At 58.6% G+C, this 16,710-nt stretch carries 16 protein-coding genes and 1 pseudogene; 7 read left to right on the plus strand and 10 right to left on the minus strand.

Annotation, left to right across the window (positions count from 1 at the left end; all coding sequences use genetic code 11):
• Nucleotides 1-7: 7 nt before the first annotated feature.
• The 7 genes from AC1D2R_RS19200 to AC1D2R_RS19230 form a co-directional block, all read right to left on the minus strand.
• Nucleotides 8-1,267 (minus strand): ABC transporter substrate-binding protein, encoded by a 1,260-nt coding sequence (locus AC1D2R_RS19200; RefSeq protein WP_477969421.1) that lies wholly within the window; start codon nt 1,265-1,267, stop codon nt 8-10.
• A 92-nt stretch (nt 1,268-1,359) separates the two neighbouring features.
• Entirely contained in the window at nt 1,360-2,868 is a 1,509-nt protein-coding gene (locus AC1D2R_RS19205; protein WP_477969423.1) for an aldehyde dehydrogenase family protein, read from the minus strand.
• A complete protein-coding gene (locus tag AC1D2R_RS19210) occupies nt 2,868-3,647 on the minus strand; it encodes an enoyl-CoA hydratase/isomerase family protein (RefSeq protein ID WP_477969425.1) in 780 nt (259 codons plus the stop codon). The genes AC1D2R_RS19205 and AC1D2R_RS19210 overlap by 1 nt, the downstream gene beginning before the upstream one ends.
• Nucleotides 3,640-5,253: an acyl CoA:acetate/3-ketoacid CoA transferase gene (locus AC1D2R_RS19215; protein WP_477969427.1), complete on the minus strand. Its 1,614-nt coding sequence runs from the start codon at nt 5,251-5,253 to the stop codon at nt 3,640-3,642. The genes AC1D2R_RS19210 and AC1D2R_RS19215 overlap by 8 nt, the downstream gene beginning before the upstream one ends.
• Nucleotides 5,254-5,255: 2 nt before the next feature.
• Nucleotides 5,256-6,260 carry a Gfo/Idh/MocA family protein gene (locus AC1D2R_RS19220; protein ID WP_477969429.1) on the minus strand — a complete coding sequence of 335 codons (1,005 nt, stop codon included), beginning with the start codon at nt 6,258-6,260 and terminating at the stop codon, nt 5,256-5,258.
• On the minus strand, nt 6,257-7,303 hold the full coding sequence (locus tag AC1D2R_RS19225) for a LacI family DNA-binding transcriptional regulator (RefSeq protein ID WP_477969431.1): 1,047 nt from the start codon (nt 7,301-7,303) through the stop codon (nt 6,257-6,259). The genes AC1D2R_RS19220 and AC1D2R_RS19225 overlap by 4 nt, the downstream gene beginning before the upstream one ends.
• Before the next feature lie 441 nt (nt 7,304-7,744).
• Nucleotides 7,745-8,269 carry an O-methyltransferase gene (locus AC1D2R_RS19230; protein WP_477969433.1) on the minus strand — a complete coding sequence of 175 codons (525 nt, stop codon included), beginning with the start codon at nt 8,267-8,269 and terminating at the stop codon, nt 7,745-7,747.
• Here AC1D2R_RS19230 and AC1D2R_RS19235 point away from each other — a divergent pair.
• The 6 genes from AC1D2R_RS19235 (at nt 8,252) to AC1D2R_RS19260 (ending at nt 13,760) form a co-directional block, all read left to right on the plus strand.
• Nucleotides 8,252-8,599: a hypothetical protein gene (locus tag AC1D2R_RS19235; RefSeq protein ID WP_477969731.1), complete on the plus strand. Its 348-nt coding sequence runs from the start codon at nt 8,252-8,254 to the stop codon at nt 8,597-8,599. The genes AC1D2R_RS19230 and AC1D2R_RS19235 overlap by 18 nt on opposite strands.
• 161 nt (nt 8,600-8,760) lie before the next feature.
• Nucleotides 8,761-9,063 carry a type II toxin-antitoxin system HigB family toxin gene (locus AC1D2R_RS19240; protein ID WP_477969733.1) on the plus strand — a complete coding sequence of 101 codons (303 nt, stop codon included), beginning with the start codon at nt 8,761-8,763 and terminating at the stop codon, nt 9,061-9,063.
• Between the two features lie 10 nt (nt 9,064-9,073).
• Nucleotides 9,074-9,514, plus strand: a complete 441-nt coding sequence (locus AC1D2R_RS19245; protein WP_477969435.1) for a helix-turn-helix domain-containing protein — start codon at nt 9,074-9,076, stop codon at nt 9,512-9,514.
• A 494-nt stretch (nt 9,515-10,008) separates the two neighbouring features.
• Nucleotides 10,009-10,827, plus strand: a complete 819-nt coding sequence (locus tag AC1D2R_RS19250) for an N-formylglutamate amidohydrolase (protein ID WP_477969437.1) — start codon at nt 10,009-10,011, stop codon at nt 10,825-10,827.
• Nucleotides 10,824-12,713: a flavohemoglobin expression-modulating QEGLA motif protein gene (locus tag AC1D2R_RS19255; protein ID WP_477969438.1), complete on the plus strand. Its 1,890-nt coding sequence runs from the start codon at nt 10,824-10,826 to the stop codon at nt 12,711-12,713. Before AC1D2R_RS19250 ends, AC1D2R_RS19255 begins: the two co-directional genes overlap by 4 nt.
• Nucleotides 12,714-13,760 carry a glutathione synthase gene (locus tag AC1D2R_RS19260; RefSeq protein WP_477969440.1) on the plus strand — a complete coding sequence of 349 codons (1,047 nt, stop codon included), beginning with the start codon at nt 12,714-12,716 and terminating at the stop codon, nt 13,758-13,760.
• A 563-nt stretch (nt 13,761-14,323) separates the two neighbouring features.
• Here AC1D2R_RS19260 and AC1D2R_RS19265 read toward each other — a convergent pair.
• From AC1D2R_RS19265 to AC1D2R_RS19275, 3 genes and pseudogenes are all read right to left on the minus strand, one after another.
• Nucleotides 14,324-14,545 (minus strand): hypothetical protein, encoded by a 222-nt coding sequence (locus AC1D2R_RS19265; protein ID WP_477969442.1) that lies wholly within the window; start codon nt 14,543-14,545, stop codon nt 14,324-14,326.
• A pseudogene (locus tag AC1D2R_RS19270) lies at nt 14,545-14,811 on the minus strand (type II toxin-antitoxin system RelE/ParE family toxin); the annotation flags it as partial. The pseudogene AC1D2R_RS19270 and the gene AC1D2R_RS19265, both read right to left, overlap by 1 nt.
• 107 nt (nt 14,812-14,918) lie before the next feature.
• Nucleotides 14,919-15,542: a TetR/AcrR family transcriptional regulator gene (locus AC1D2R_RS19275; RefSeq protein ID WP_477969444.1), complete on the minus strand. Its 624-nt coding sequence runs from the start codon at nt 15,540-15,542 to the stop codon at nt 14,919-14,921.
• Between the two features lie 132 nt (nt 15,543-15,674).
• Between AC1D2R_RS19275 and AC1D2R_RS19280 the strand changes: the two genes are divergently transcribed.
• Nucleotides 15,675-16,643, plus strand: a complete 969-nt coding sequence (locus AC1D2R_RS19280) for an SDR family NAD(P)-dependent oxidoreductase (protein WP_477969446.1) — start codon at nt 15,675-15,677, stop codon at nt 16,641-16,643.
• Nucleotides 16,644-16,710 lie beyond the last annotated feature (67 nt).

Raw genomic sequence — 16,710 nt, forward strand, 5'->3', positions numbered from 1 at the left:
GCTTAGCTTACTTGGCGTCGTCGATTGCCTTGACGAGTTCTTCGACGGCCTGGTCGGAGGTCGTGATCTGGCCATGGACGAACTTCGACACGACATCCTTGTAGGCGTTGGCGACTGCCGGGGGAGCGCCGTAGCCCTGCGCCAGCGAGCCAAACAGCGTACCGCCTTCGTTGGCAGCCTTGAGATCGGCAATGCCCTTCTTGCCGCAGGCGTCGAAGTCGGTATCGGGAACGTCGGTACGGGCCGGAACCGAGCCCTTGACGACGTTGAACGCCGACTGGAAGCTCTTCGAAAGCGTCGCCGTTGCCAGCGCGACCTGAGCAGCCTTGCGATCATCCGGCACATTGAACATGCCGAACATGTCGGAGTTGTAGATCACGCTGCCRTCCGTGCCCGGGAASCGGTAGCACAGGAAGTCGGTATCCGGSGTCTTYTTKGCMGCSACGAACTCGCCCTTGGCCCAGTCGCCCATGACCTGAACAAGCGCATCGCCCTTGATGACCATGGCGGTCGCAAGGTTCCAGTCACGGCCGGAGAAGTTCGGGTCGACATATTCCTTGATCTTGGCAAGGTTGTCGAAAGACTTCTTCATCGTATCTGATTTCAGCGAAGCTTCGTCGAGATCGTTGAAGGCCTTCTTGTARAATTCAGGACCGCCCGTCGACAGCACGATCGAATCGAACATCGTCGCTTCCTGCCAGTTCTGACCGCCGAGTGCCAGCGGAATGACGCCAGCCGCTTTGGCCTTGTCGAGCAGCGCGATCAGGTCGTCGAAGGTCTTCGGCTCGGTGCCGCCGATCTTGTCCATGACGGCCTTGTTGATCCACAGCCAGTTGACCGAGTGAACGTTGACAGGTGCCGCAACCCACTTGCCGTCGTAAACGGAGAATTTCTGCAGTGCCGCTGGAACCGACTTGTCCCAGCCTTCCTTCTTCGCCGTCTCGGTCAGATCGCCCATCACGCCCGCCTGGGCATAGTCGAGAACGGTGTAGCCGAGCATCTGCGACGCGGTCGGATAGGTTCCGGCAGCGACCATCGCCTTCAAAGCGGTCATGGCAGCGTCACCGCCGCCGCCGGCAACAGGCACGTCCTTCCAGGCATAGCCTTCCTTGGCCAGATCGCCCTTGAGCACGTTGAGCGCCGCAGCTTCGCCGCCCGATGTCCACCAGTGCAGCATCTGGACTTCCTTGACATCATCAGCGCGCGCTGCACCGCAGCCCGCTACCATCAGCGCTGCAATCGCAGTCGTCATCATTAACTTGCGCATCGTATTCCTCCCAGTTGCAAGTTGGAAACGGACCCATTCCCGTTCCAGTCACCCCACCCTCCTCGGGCGTAGTTTAGCGAGCCGATCAGCTCCTAGTCACGCGGCATCCACCAGTTGGTTCGGCTGCCGATGTGCATATTGAGCGTCTTCGTCTCCGTGTAGTCCTCGACCGCGTGGCGGCCGAGTTCGCGCCCAAGACCGGACTGCTTGTAGCCCCCGAACGGAAGCTCCGAGGCACCGTCCATGAAGGTGTTCATCCACACGGTTCCTGCGCGCACCTTGCGTCCGATCGTCAGGCAGGTGTCGAAATCGCGGCTCCAGACGCCGGCCGAGAGGCCGTAGTCGATCGCGTTGGCGATCTCGATCGCTTGCGCTGTCGTTTCAAAGGTCAGGACGGACAGAACGGGACCGAAGACCTCCTCACGTGCAACGGTCATGCCGGGTGTAACGGCTTCCAGTATCGTCGGAGCCATGAACTGGCCGATACCAAAGTCGATCGGCTCGCCCCCGTGCGCCACCTTCGCACCGCTTGACTTTGCACCGGCAACATAGCTGGCGACCTTTTCGAGATGCTGCGGCGTGATAATGGCACCGACCTGGGTTGCGGGATCCAGCGGATCGCCGACCTTTACGCCCTTGGCGAGCGCGGCGACGCGCTTGACGACATCGGACGCTATGTCCTTGTGAAGGATAAGCCGCGAGCCGGCGTTGCAGCATTCACCAGCATTAAAGTATGCGCCGAAAACGGCGGCATCGATGAACGCGTCGAGATCCGCATCTGGAAACACGATCTGCGGGTTTTTCCCACCCAGTTCCAGCGAGACCTTCTTCAACGTCTGAGAGGCGTTCGACATGGTGAGCTTGCCCACCCCGGTCGATCCAGTGAACGATACCATGTCTACGTCAGGGTGGGACGTCATGACGGCCCCGACCTCTGGTCCCGTTCCGGTGACGATGTTCACCACGCCGTCCGGAACGCCTGCCTGCTGAAGGATCTCGGCCAGGACCAGCGTCGATCCTGAGGTAAGTTCGGATGGCTTGACGACGGCTGTGCATCCCGCCGCCAACGCGAACGGGAGTTTCTGGCCAACAATCAAGAAGGGGAAATTCCAAGGCGTGATGATCGACACGACCCCGATTGCCTCACGCAGGACGACGCCAAGCGTGCCGTCGCCGAGGGTGTTGTAGCTTTCGCCATGCAGGTCGCGCGCAAGTGCTGCAGCATAACGCCAGATGTCAACGGAACCTGCAATCTCACCGCGAACCTGCGAAATCGGCTTGCCCGCTTCAATGGCGTCCAGGTAGGCGAGCTCCTCCGCGCGCGCAGCGATCAGATCGCTCGCCTTGAGCAATATGGCGGACCGTTCCGAGGCGGTCATCCGCGGCCAGGGGCCGGAATCGAACGCTTCGCGGGCAGCCGCGATCGCCCGCTCGGCATCGGCCTTCGACCCTGCCTGGAAGCGGCTCACGACGACGCCATGGCTCGGGGCCACACGTTCGATAGGTTGGGACGATCCCTCCTCCCATTTGCCGGCAATAAACATCTTGAAGTCGCGGGCGGTGTGGCCGCCGAGCGGCCTTGGAGCAATCAGAACTGTCATTACCAATCTCCCTTGAATTGGGCCGGGCGTTTTTCGCTGAAGGACGCGACGCCCTCCTTTAGGTCACCGGTCTTCGCAACGAGGATCGAACCCAGCGCTTCGACTGCGGTGCCATTATCCTCACCGCTTGAGGACGCGATCATGAGCTTGACGACCTCGAGCGCGGCGGGGCCTCGTGCGGCGACGCGCTGGGCATATTCTCTTGCTGCGTTCACCGCGTTTCCGGTCGATGTGACCATGTCGACCACCCCGAGCAGTCGCGCCTCCTCAGCCGAGAAGATCTCTCCTCCAAGCGCCATGCGGCGAACAATCTGTGCTCCGAAGCGCTTCACGAGACGTTGCGTGCCGGACCATCCAGGCACCATGCCGAGGCCGGTCTCCGGTAGGCCGATCTTGATCTGTTCCTCCGCAATGCGGACGTCCGCGACGCCCGCCAGCTCCAGTCCGCCTCCAAGCGCGTGGCCGTTTAACGCGGCGATCAGGGGGACCCTGATTGTGGCAAGTCTTTCGAAGATCCGGTGTCCATGACGGACCCAGGCGTGACCGAACTCTTCTGCTTTCATCCCACCCCAGGCCTTGATATCGCCGCCTGCGGAAAACCCCTTGCCCTCGCCCGTGATGATCGCCACTCGCACCGCTGCGTTCGACTCCACCTCGTCGGCTGCATCGCCAAGCGCGTTGAGCATGTCCAGATCAAGAGCGTTTAGCTTTTCCGGTCGCGATACCGTCATCAGCGCAACGTGATCTTCGACGTGAACCTTGACTGTACCACTAGTCATTGAAGGTACCCTCCAGGAGGCGAGCCCCTTTGCTCGGCAGCGACAGGCCGATGTTCGGCTCGTGAAACAACTTGGCATCCATCGTCTTCAGGTCGTTGGCGACAACGATCGGAAATTCTGAATGATCCAGAATCTGCGTCTGCAGGTCGACGCCAGGCGCGATCTCGGTGAGAACGACCCCGTCGGAGGTCAGCTTCATCACGCAGCGCTCGGTGACATAGGTGATGTCCTGGCCCTGTTCGATCGCCCGCTTGCCTGAGAAGGTGACATGTTCAACTTCGTTGACGAGTTTATTCAGCTTGCCTTCTTTCTCGATGACGAGCTTGCCATCGGCGACAGCCAGTTTCGCTCCGGCATTGAACATGCCTGAGAACACGATCTTCTTCGCCCGCGCGGTAATGTCGACGAAACCGCCGGCGCCAGCCGTTACGTGGGGCCGGAATGAAAGCTTCGAGACGTTGACGGAACCGTCTCTTCCAATTTCAAGGAAGGAAAGAAGAGAGGCGTCGAAGCCTGCTCCCTGAAAGTAGGTGAACTGGTAGGGAGACGGCATGTAGGCGTCAGCATTCGACGCGCAGCCGAATGCAAAGTCCAGCAGCGGCACGCCCCCGACCGCCCCCTGCTCGATGACCCAGGTGACAGAACCATGGAGGCCTTCTTCCAGCAGGATGCGCGGCACATTTGCCGAGATACCGAAGCCCAGATTGACGCAGCTTCCCGCTTGCAACTCCTGTGCGACGCGACGTGCGATGACCTTCTGGATGTTGAATTCTGGAACGCGGAAGCTTTCCAACGGTCGGAGTATTTCGCCCGAGATCGCGGGGTCGTATAGCGTTTGGGTCGTCTGCTTCTGATCGGGATCGACGATCACGTAGTCTACCAGCATGCCGGGTACGCGGACGTCATGCGGCTTCAGCGAACCTTCTTTGGTGATGCGCTTGACCTGGGCGATGATGATGCCGCCGTTGTTTCGGGCCGCGAGCGCCTGGTCAAGGCCGCCCAAGTAGGCACCCTCGTGTTCGTATGTGAGGTTGCCTCGTTCGTCGGCCGTCGTCGCGCGGATGATGGTCACGTGTGGAACAATCGACGGAAAGAACAGCCACTCCTCTCCTTCGAAGGAAACCCGCTTGACCACCGTCTCATGGGAACCGAGTTCGTTCATCGCACATCCCTGGCGGTCGGGATCGACGAATGTATCGATCCCAACCTTTGTCAGAACACCCGGCCGCTTCGCGGCCGCCTCGCGGTGAATGTCGAACATGATTCCGGACGGAATGTTGTATGCCGCAATCTCATTGCCAGTGATCATCTGCCAGATCAGCGGTGGCTCCGCAGTCGATGGCCCCGATGGATAGGAGCCCCCGATGATCCTTTTTAACAAACCCTTCTTGGCGATGTGGTCGACACCCTTGATGCCGCTCATGTCGCCCGCAGCGATCGGATGCAGCGTCGTGATATTCCTGGGATGGCCCGTCGCATCGAAACGCTCTCCGATCGCCTTGAGCATCAGATCCGGGCAGCCCAGGCCACTGGAAGACGAAACGGAAAGCACAGCGCCATCGGGTATCAGCGCAGCTGCTTCGGCGGGCGTTATGTGTTTGCTCATATCTAAAGTCCCGTCTTTACTGTCACGGCAGCACCATTCCTGGCGGCCTCGATCACGGCGAGCCCTGTTGCGAGAGACCAGATGCCGTCCTCCCCGGATGCCGACGGTTTTCCCTTCCCGGCGACAGCATTGTGGAAGGCATGCAGCGCTGTTTCGTACAGATTGTCGTGGGCGACCGGCAGATCCTCCTCACCGTTGGCTGTGCGCAAAAGCACGGATCCTACTGCGCGCTGCGTCATCACGTTTCGTCCAATCAGGGAGCCATCGGTCCCGTGGACCTCAAAGCCCGTTTCGCCATACTTGGTGGTAAAGCCATCATGGAACTGCGCGATAAGTCCGCTCTCGAACTTCATGACGCCCATTACCGCGTCTTCGAGGCCGGCTTTGCCCATTCCTCCAGATTGCGTTAGCGCGACCACTTCGACCGGGTTCTGCCCAAGGACGAATCGCAATGTGTCCACGTCATGTACGGTGATGTCGAGAATTACCCCACCGCCGGCAGAGGGCTTGTCCAGACGCCACCCTTGAAGATGCGGCGGCAGATAGACGGCGTGGAACACGCGGGCAGAAAGAGGTTTTCCAATTTTCCCGGAAGCAATCGCGTCTCGCATGGCTCGGTGGGTCCCAGCATTGCGAAGGTGATGGTTCGTGGCAAGCACCACACCTGCATCTCTCGCTTCCTTGGCCATGGCGTGTGCGTCTGCGACCGACATTGCCAGTGGCTTTTCGCAGAGCACATGTTTTCCTGCTCTTGCGGCGGCTATAGCCTGGTCGCAGTGCAACTCGTTGGTGGTGGAGATGTACACGGCATCAATTCCAGGATCAGAAACAAGCTCCGTGATGGTGGATACGGATCGCGGGATGTTCTTCTCGACGGCATAGGCCTGACCACGCTCCGCATTGGAACTCATGACCGAGACAACCTCGCCACCCGTTGCACGGATCGCATCAATCACCCATTCGCGCGCGATCGTGCTCGCGCCTATTATTCCCCAACGCAACGTCATCCCAATTTCCTCCCTTGCGTATTGTCTTTCGAGCCGCAGCTCTCGCGCACCACGATACGAACCGAGGTTACAATGGCCTCGGCGTCAGGCTTTCCGGCGTTGATCTGCTTGAGGAGGAGTTGAGCAGCACGGCGTCCCATCCCTTCCGGGTCGACCGACACTGTCGTCAACGCTGGAACCGCGGTCTTTGCCTCAATAACGTCGTCAAAGCCGATAACGGCGAAATCACTTCCTGGCTCGATGCGTCGGGCGCGAAGCCCGTCGCACACGCCAAAGGCGACAGCATCGTTGAAACAGACTGCCGCAGTCGGTCTGTTTTCTATCGAAAGGGCGCGCCCCACCGCATCGACTCCGCCGGCTCTCGACGGCACGGAGGCAACGACCAGGTTTTCGTCAAACTCCAGACCGGACGCTGAAAGCCCGGCGCGATAGCCTTCAAGACGCTCATGGAACACTGCCGTGTCCTGAAAACCTCCCAGGAACGCGACACGGCGATGACCAAGCGATGCCAGATGCTGAACGGCTGCAGACATCCCTTCAAGATTGTCCGAGACAATTGAGGAGACCCGCGCTCCGGGCACGTTCCGCACGACAACGACCACCGGTATGCCTGCTGCCACGAGCGGCTTCAGGTCAACCGCCTCGGTCCCGCGGGCCGGCGACAGAATCAGGCCGGAAATGCCGTGCTCCCGCATCGAGGCAATGACTTCGCGTTGGCGGCCTATGCTCTCGCTGGTATTGGAAAGAAACTGAACGAAGCCCGCAGACTGGACGACCATGTCCACGCCGACAGCAAGCTCGGCAAAGAAGCTGTTTGTGAGGTCGTTGACGACGACGCCGATGATCTTCGAATTTGACCCCGCCTGCCTGAGATTTGCGGCACCACGGTTATACACGTAGCCGAGCTCTCTCATCACTGCGTTGACCTTCGCGCGGGTACCGTCGTTGACAAGTGAGGATCCCTGCAAGACCAGCGAAACGGTCGACTTCGAAACGCCGGCCGCTTTGGCTATGTCAATGACGGTGACCCGCCCTTTTGTCATGAAATCCTCCTTGGCTTCATAGCCATTGAGGGCGCAATTAATTGGAACGTTCCAATCTTGTCAAGTCGAAATCACGTTTCCCACACTTGCGTCGGCGCGAGGAACCCACCCGATGTCGGTGCATTTTCAAGAAACTAAGCGCAGTTATCGGCCAATAGTGGCATTTTACAAGGGAGCGCTTTTGTATCGAGAGCACGATGAAATTGCCTATCATTTCTTTGGAACGCTCCAAATTCACCTCGTTGAACGATCCGCCGCCGCCTTTTTCAGTTCGGTCCGCGGTATGCCAATCAGGTTTAGATTGTGGTTCGTTGCAGTGATGCCCGTCTTTGCGTGATAGACGTTCTCCGTCACGCTACTTTCGAGGGCAAGACGATAGACCCGCGCCGCATCGTCGCAATGCACGCCCGACCAGCAGAGTGGGCGTAAGTTGTGTTCCGATCAGACAATGCGCATCGTCACCTCGATGTCGTCGGCGAAAGACGTCGACATGTAGGTGCCCGGGGTTGACCGGATGTAGTCCAGGTATTCCGGGCAATTGTCGGCATCGTCGGCGACGATCAGAGCGCCCGGCCGTAGCCGTGGCTCGATCAGCTTGAAAACATCCAAGTAGAGCGCCTTTGCGCCATCGAGCAGAACCAGGTCGATCGCCCCCGGAAGGTCGGCGAGCGTCTTGAGAGCATCGCCCTGCCTGACGTCGACAAGGTCGAGAAGACCGCCGTCAGCGAGGTTGTGTCCTGCGCGGACAACTTTGGACGGCTCGAACTCGCTGGTGATCAGTCGGCCGCCGCCGTTGTCGCGCAGTGCGGCTGCCAAAAAGAGCGTAGAAATGCCGAAGGACGTTCCGAGGCGGCGATCCTGTTCCGCCTGCAAAGCGACGAGTGGCGAGAAACGTCGAGCCTGCTTGGTGAAATACTCCGAGATCGCTCCCGGCCGCCACTGGACCGACTGCGGTCTTTCGTTCATGCTTTCCTCCATTCCGAATGCGAGGAGGCCGCGGTGCGCGGGGCATTGAACGATGCCGCGCCGCTTTATCGCGATGCGCCAGAGGCTCTCGAGGCAAGGGAGGCTGACGAACCGCTCATCGCTCAGTTCATGCTGGAGCTGCTCCCGCACGCGCCACAGGCGGTGCGGGAGCTTGCCGGCGACCTCGTCATGACGACGATCAGCACGGTGGGGAAGGACTTCTCCGGCAGATCCCGCACCGAAAAAGAGATCGAAGTGTATGCGGGTGCGATGGCCGAAATGTTCAGTTCGTACCTGCGCGGCCTGGCGGCGGGGGAGCTACCCGAATGAGCGGTTCGAAAGCGAAGTCCGCTATTTGCATGATGCACAGCCCGGCTTGGTTGGAAGACCCGTTTTCGGGCTGGCGCCCGGCGACTCTTCCCAATTTGGGAAAATAGCTTGACCTTCGTCGCTTTTGTGTTACCTTCCCAATATGGGAAGCGAGATTGGAAATGCGGATTGTCTCTCGAAAGGTACTTTTAGATTTTGCCACCAATCACCCACAAGCAAAGCCTTCCCTGGAGCATTGGGAGCGACTGACGAAGGCGGCATCGTGGGCGTCTATTCAGGATATCACTTCTGTTTTTTCCAAGTCCAAGGGCCTCAACCATGAGCGGGTCCGCTTTGAGGTGCAGGGCGGCAACTACCGCCTGATTGTCGCTTTCGACTTTGGCAGACAAGCCGCCTTCATCAAGTTCATTGGTACCCATGCTGAATACGACCGCATTGACGCCCTGACCGTATCTCAATTCTGAGGAGCCGTAGATGGATATTCAACCGATCCTTACCGAAGAAGACCACACAAATGCTCTCCATGAGATAGAAGCTCTTTGGGGAGCTGAAAGCGGGTCACCTGAAGGCAACAAGCTCGATGTGCTCATCACACTTGTTGATCGTTACGAAGATGAGCACTACCCGACTGGTACCTCGCACCCGATTGACGTTATCAAACTGCACATGGAGATGACTGGTCGCAGTCAGGCTGATCTGGCCTCGCTCATCGGCTCCACTTCCCGCGCTTCCGAAGTGCTCAAGATGCGCCGTGCTCTTACCCTGGAAATGGTGCACAAACTCAACAAGAGTTGGGGCATCCCTGCGGAATGCCTCATTATCCCCTATGAGCTTGAGCGTCTGCACACCCACCGTCCGGGCCTCGCGTCGAAGACTGGTCGGCGCACCGCCAATCCGGTCAGGAAAAGGGCGTAACCCGTGGCCACACTATCGCCTATCTACTGGTTGCGCTCGATGCATTCAGTCGCAAGGGCAATGGAGAGGGACGCCCGAACTCCACTTACGCTATAGCTGTCGACGGTAAGCTCGAACAAGCCCTACCGGTCTGCAATCAATGTCGATCGAGGCAAGCACCGCTGAGCGGGCGGTTTTCAGGTGGATCTTGCGGGCTTCACGCGCCTGCGAGATGTCGCCAATTCGCAGTCCCGCAAGCCGCCTGCCTCCTGATCGCAGACCTCATCATCGATGTCGAGATTGACGCCGTATCACTGCAAGATATTTCCGTTGTCATCGCGGAAGGGTTCGCTTCTGTCTTCGACGGCGAACGAAACGGTTGCGGTAATGAGGGGCGTCATGCGTCCCGGGTTCGGCCGCCACCCTCCCACAGGGCGTGTGGCGCGCAACCATTGCTTTTGCGGTGGGGACACTAATTAAGTAATCTCACCTAGTGGCCTGGATCTTCGCACCGTATGTCTCCGTCACTCATTTCACCACCCGTTCCGCAAAACGCTCTTTGGACCGTAGAGCGCGGTATTTCACCGGTCGTGGCTACGGCAATTCATGAAGGACATCAGGTTCGTGAAGAATTGCAAGGCCTGTTTGCGCTGTCGCATGATGAGCGGCTGCGCGAAGAGGATCCCTTCACCGAATTTACCACCCGCGACGTCGCCAACCGGATCGTCGTCCATCGTTCTCGCTTCGAGGTTGATCTCAACCGAAGCCGTGACAGCGCGATTTATAGAACGCCTGAACAGGCATGGGGCTTGAAGGTCTGGCGCAACGAGCTTGAGACCACCCACGTCGAAACTTCGCTTCAGGTTCACGACGACTACTATGACATGCTGCTCAACTTCCTCAGCGGCATCAAACAGCGCCACGGCCGTTTTGTCGTGCTCGACATACACAGTTATAATCACAGGCGTGGAGGACAGGCTTGCATACCGAGCGATCAGGCCAAAGCGCCGGACATCAACATCGGTACGTCGTCAATGGATCGAAAGCGATGGTCTCACGTTGTGGACACTCTCCTGGGGCATTTCCGATCCTTCGAAATTGATGGCCGGCCTCTGGATGTGCGCGAGAACGTCGCCTTCCAGGGTAAGGGCGAACAAACCCGTTTCGTCCATGAACATTTCCCTTTGACCGGGTGCGCAATTGCCGTCGAATTCAAGAAGATATTTATGGACGAGTGGACCGGAGAACCGAACCTCGATGTTTTGACGAAACTGCGGGCGATCGTCGCCTCTGCCGTACCGGTGCTCAAGCATGCTTTGACGGAGGGCCCTTGAACAACGCAGAGCAGGTCGACCGGAAAGATCCTGATGAATGGCTTGCAGAGGTTCTCGGCTGCATCCGAGATGGCAAGGCGGTCCGACGCGACCTGCCTTCTGGTGGGCGTCTTCATATCGATCGCCCCTTGCCCTTTCTCTGCATCCATATCGCCGAAAATGAGGCCGAGCCGGTGGCCCGCGATATCGCCCAGGCAAACGCCTCCTATTTGACTGCACCTCTTTGGGACGAAGCACTTGCTGTCATCGAAGCCGTGACCAGCACTCTGAAGGAGAAATTTGGTGCCTGCATCGTGTTGGAGATCGGTGAGTTGTCGCAGGACAGGTTCCTGACTGATGATGCCCCTTTCCTGCCGCCCTTCGAAATTTCGATTTGGTCGAGCCGCGACGCGACTGAAGCAGCTGATGCGTTTTCCGCCGCCGTGCGACAAAGCGAGGTGCGGTTCCGCACCCCACGGGTCGAGAAAACTGAGGCGGCAACCTCCGGGAATGAGAGACTAGTTGGCGCTCACTTGTCTGCGATTGCAGTACGGTTCGCACCAATCTACCGTCAGCCCAACTGGGACAACGTTTATCCCGAACTTCGCGAGCAGCTGGTCGCCATGCTGTTCGACGCAGGGCTGCGCGCCTTCGCGTCTTTCACCGAGGCGCACCAGGTCCTCACGCTGACCACCCATCGGGCTCTGGGACGAAAGGCGTTCGTCGACGCTGTGTCGCGCGTCGACCGCAGCATCGACGAGATTGCCTCGACATTCGATTTGCTTCTCGTCGTCACACCGATCAATGCGGAAGCTGCCCTCCAGGAATTCAAAACCAGTGGCTTCAAGCAGCAGCCCAAGTTCCTCTATCGACCGCTTTCGTTCCAGATCGAGACCATCAAGCGGAAGCTTTTCTCTATATCATTCGATCATCTCGAAGATCCGGTCCTTTACCAGCTTTACCGGGAGAAGCAGCAGGAGCTCGATTTGCAGCTCTCGCTCCTGGGCTCACGGCAAACTCCCAAGTTCGTGGAATTAGGTCGTGCGCTCTACGGGCCGGTCGAGCGGCCATTGCTGCTCGAAGCGCAAGCAATCCTTGCTGCCCTTACGGGTCGCGAGCCGAGTTGCGACGATGATGCGGTCGCGCACGATAAAACCGCCGACTGCTTCTACGTAGAAGCGCGCGCGAAAGCCATGATAGCCGCGTACCACCGCCAGTCCAAAGAATTTGACGTGTCGATCGAACTTCGCGACGACCTACCATCCGGCCTGTTGGTGTCTGGCAACCGTCTGCTGATTTCCCGCAGTACGTCGATGGATCGGCGTCGCGTCGAACCGTTGCTGTCGCATGAGGTGGGTGTACATTTGCTCACCTATTTCAACGGTTCGGCGCAAGGGTTGCGCCTGTTCCGGTCTGGCCTGTCGGGTTACGAGGGCATGCAGGAGGGCCTTGCCGTTTTCGCGGAATATCTTGCCGGCGGCATGACGGTCGAGCGCCTGAAACTCCTCGCCGCCCGGGTCGTGGGATGCGCAGCAATGCTTGATGGAGCGAGCTTTTCGGAAGCGTACCGCATGTTGGTCGACGACCATAACTTTTCCGATTCTGCAGCCTTCAACCTGGTTCTGAGGCTCTACCGAGGTGGCGGCCTTGCCAAGGATGCGATCTATCTGCGGGGGCTGCTTGCACTTCTCGCCCATCTGAAACGAGGCGGAGCGCTTGGACCATTCTGGATGGGCAAGATCGCTGCCTCGCATTTTGGCGTCATGCAGGAGCTTGCAGATCGAGGCCTCCTTGGCGTTGTGCCCATCAGCCCGATTTTCCTAGAGAACAACGAGGGACGCATGCGGCTGCAGAAGGCGAAAGACGGCATGCGGCCTCTCGATATGATCCAGCAACAGGAGCCGTGAATGCAGATTGCATTTTTCGTAAATTCCATCGAGGGCGAAGCCGGCTACTACACGACGACTGCACTGGCGCTCGCGGCCATCGCTCGCGGGCATGACATCTGCTACCTCACACCGGGTGATTTCGTTCTGCGTCCCGATGACAGCCTGATGATCCGGGCGACCATGCTCAAGGGCAATAAGTACAAGAAGGCTGATGCCTTTGTCACTGCTTTGCGAGGCGATCAAGCAAAGATCGAGACGATTGACATAGGGGAGATCGACATCCTCTTCCTCCGCAATGATCCGTCTGAAGATGTCGACGAACGTCCTTGGGCGGCACAGGTCGGCACAATCTTCGGAAGGCTGGCGGCAGAACGCGGGGTGCTGACCGTCAATGATCCGGACGGTCTGGCACGCGCCCAGAACAAACTCTACTTCCAGGGTTTTCCCGAGGCGGTTCGGCCCACCACACTCATTTCGAAGAGCATCGAGGAAATCCGTGCCTTCATCGATCAGCAGAAACAAGGTGTGATCTTGAAGCCACTTCAGGGATCCGGTGGCAAAAACGTTTTTAGAATTGCCTCCAGCAAGGAGGCCAACCTCAACCAAATTTTCGAGGCGGTCAGCGGCGAGGGCTATCTTATCGCTCAGGGCTACCTTCCCGATGCGACCGCCGGCGACGTCCGCCTGTTCCTGATGAACGGAAAACCGCTCCAGCGGGACGGTGCTTATGCTGCGTTCCGTCGCGTGCCTGCGAAAGGCGAAGTCCGCTCGAACATGAGGGCCGCGGGAAGCGCGGCGGCCGTGGAAGTCACACCCCAGATCCTGGCTGTTGCCGAGGTCGTTCGCCCAAAACTGGTGGAAGACGGCATGTTCCTGGTGGGACTCGACATCGTCGGAAACAAGATCCTGGAGATCAACGTCTTTACACCAGGGGGGCTGCCACACATCGCCGAACTGCACGGCGTGGACCTCGCCCCTGATGTCATCGCAGCCCTCGAGCAGAAAGTGGAAATGAAAAGGAACTACGCCGGAAAGCTATCCAATAGAACGCTCGCGACCCTTTGAGAGCCGAACAGGCGCTTCAATCCCGCCTTGGAGACGAATGCGTTAAACCCTTTCCGGATCCAAGATTTTCGAGGCCAATTTGGAATGTCGTTACGTCCAAACCGGAACATGCTTTCGTTTATCTCGGATTGCAAGAGCGTTTACTTCAGTCCGAATTGCAGTGGCACCCATGGAGTAAATGGCCTTGATTCCCGAGATACCGGGAGATGCCATGGACAATACGGCTCGGGGATCAGACGTTTAGCGTCATCCAGCGGTATTTGCGGACGCCATCGGCGAACTGACGTGCGAGCGTCGTCTTTCCCGCGCGGGCCGCATAGACTACCTCCGAAGCTCGTGCCCGTATGTTGGCACCGATGCCCCAGGCCCGCGGCGCTGGCGGTTAAACCATTCCTCAAGCGGCCTTACTAGGACGAGATTTTTTTAAGGCTTACCCCTATCTCGTTTCGCCGATGAAACCTCCCCGAGGCTGTCGTCACCTATCCCAGATAGTACGACAGGTGCGTGATCTTTAAATCTCACGACCAAATCGAGCTCGCCACCCAAAGCGTTCACATAGCCCCTCAGTGTCGAGAGAAGAAAATCCGACCGCTTTTCCAACTGCGCAATCGAGACCTGCTTTTTACCAAGCTTTCACCAATATGTTCCTGGGTAAGAGAGCGGGCTTTTCGCAACTGCTGAAGCGTCTCAAATTCCTGGATAATCTCTTTTGTCCGGAGATCGGAGGCTTTTATGAGTTCGGGAGACATTGTCTCGGCAAATACGTCGTCCGCGGAAATAGCCATTATTTATCTCCCTTTTGCAGTCGTACTTTTAGCCTGGCAAGATGTGCGTCGAACCTTTTATCGGCAACACTGATGAGCTTTTTGTAGAAGCGCTTTTCGCTAACGCCGGATTTATCTCCTGCCACCAGGAGAATCGGTTTTCTCTTGGGGTCGAATGCGAACGCAACTCTCCACACTCCATCGGCTGCATCAAAACGCAATTCCTTCGTGTTGGCGTGCTTAGAATCATTGTGGGTGTCTACTCGCGGTCTACCATAAGAGGGCCCAGCTCTTTCAACACATTGACCAGAGCGGGTCGCCTACAGCTCAGCCTCGCAGCACTGCGAATGACCTGGATTCTTAGAGCAGTCGGTGTCCGGAAACGCGGAGCCATTCAATTGCGCTCATCCGCCTGTTCTTCGCCAGATTTGATTCTGAGCCCCCCGACCAGAATGTCTACCAAACGTGTGGCAGCCTCCTTCCAGTTTGCGCCGGCGCTGACATTAGCGACGGCTGCCACTGCGCGCAGCAGGTCTAGAGGATCGATATCGAGGCGTATTTCACCACTAGCGACAGCGCGGCTGGCCAACATCTCGATACTGTCCCTGATCTGCGTGCCTGAAGCTGCGTAGAGATCGGACGTGCCTCCTCCAATCGAGTTGAGCGCCGGGTACATCCCCTGCTTCGTAGCGATATAGTCGATGAACACGAGCATCCATTGGCGCAGGGCGACCACCGGAGGATTTCCCTCGGCCAGTCGTCGCGCCGCCTGCACCAGCTGCTCCGTCTCGTTGCGGTAGACGGCCGTGATCAGGGCATCGCGGTTCGGAAAGTGGCGATAGAGCGTGCCTATCCCGACACCGGCCGATTGGGCGATATCCTCCAGACTGACGTCCGGGCCTTTTGCCGCAAAGGCGCCCTTTGCTGTGTCCAGCAAACGCAGCCGATTGCGTTCAGCATCGGCGCGCGGTTTGCGAGGAGCGGCGGTCTCGTCTTTTTTTCGGGTCACCTCTGGCATGCCTCTTGATAAACGGAGGACGCCTCCGTATTTAAAGCGGAGGCATCCTCCTTTTAATCCATCGGGGGGCGGCGGACAATGGATTCGTTCCGCACGGCTGCCTGTACGTTGCACAGCACAAGGAGACTATCCATGACAAACGTGTTTGGAGCTAAATCCACCACAGACGACGTGCTTTCCGGGATCGACCTCAGCGGCAAACGCGTGCTCGTCACGGGCGTATCCGCCGGCCTCGGCGTCGAGACCGCGCGAGCGCTTGTCGCTCACGGGGCGAACGTTGTCGGCGCCGCCCGCGATCTTGCCAAGGCGGAACGCGCAACGGCAATCGTCCGCGCCGAGACCGCCAATGGCGGCAGCCTCGACCTCATCGAACTTGACCTGGCATCACTGGCAAGTGTTCGCACCTGCGCCGATGCGCTTCTGGCGGATGGTCGTCCCTTCGATGTCATCATTGCCAATGCCGGTGTCATGGCGGCCCCTTTCGGCCGCACGGCTGATGGCTTCGAGACGCAGTTCGGCACCAACCATCTCGGCCATTTCACCTTCGTCAACCGCATCGCGTCCTTGATTGTGCCCGGGGGACGATTGGTTAACCTGGCATCATCCGGCCACCGCTTCGCCGATGTCGATATCGAAGACCCGAACTTCGAACACACGGCCTACGATCCCTGGATTGCCTATGGCCGCTCTAAGACTGCCAATATCCTGTTTGCTGTCGAATTCGACCGACGGCACAAGGCGCGGGGTGTCCGTGCAACGGCAGTACATCCCGGCGGCATCCGCACCGAGCTCAGCCGTCACCTGGATGACGGAGCGCTAGAGGCAATGATCGGCAAGATCAACGAGGAGCTCGCAGCCGAAGGCAAGCCGTCCTATGAGCTGAAGTCCATACCGCAGGGTGCCGCCACGTCCGTATGGGCCGGCTTTGTTGCCGCTGCCGACGCGGTCGGTGGTCTCTATTGCGAAAATTGCCATGTCGCGACCGTGACGGATAACCCCGTCAGCCGCATTAGCGAGGGTGTCCGCCCCTACGCGCTTGATGCTGAACGGGCCAAGGCGCTCTGGAGCAAGAGCGAAGAAATGATCGCTGAGCGCTTCTGAAAGCAGTTGCAACCGCTCTTGGCTGTGGTGCTGGCAACATCTCCACAGCCGCACTTGCTTTTTTGCG

This window comes from Rhizobium sp. P1_C7 (genome assembly GCF_056406295.1).